Annotated in this window: 1 protein-coding gene; it reads left to right on the top strand. The window is 40.7% G+C overall.

Annotated elements, in window-relative coordinates:
- Nucleotides 1–253 (top strand): Cna B-type domain-containing protein (locus HMPREF2961_RS11945; RefSeq protein WP_141755566.1); only part of this gene is annotated, 253 nt, incomplete at both ends.

Consider the following 253-nt stretch of genomic DNA (forward strand, 5'->3'; position numbering starts at 1 on the left):
GTCTCAGGACAAAAAACATGGGAAGACAATGAGAATCAAGACGGCAAACGACCGACAACAATCACAGTGAATCTATTAGCCGACGGTCAACCGATCCAACACAAAGAAGTCAGTGAAAAAGATGATTGGCGCTATCGTTTCACAAATCTGCCAAAATACAAAGACGGGCAAGAAATCATTTATACAGTAACGGAAGACAACGTGCCAGAATACAGTACGACGATTGAAGGGTATAACATCAAAAACAGTTATA

It is taken from the genome of Enterococcus sp. HMSC076E04 (assembly GCF_001814285.1).
In the GTDB taxonomy this organism is placed as follows: Bacteria; Bacillota; Bacilli; order Lactobacillales; family Enterococcaceae; genus Enterococcus_B; species Enterococcus_B lactis.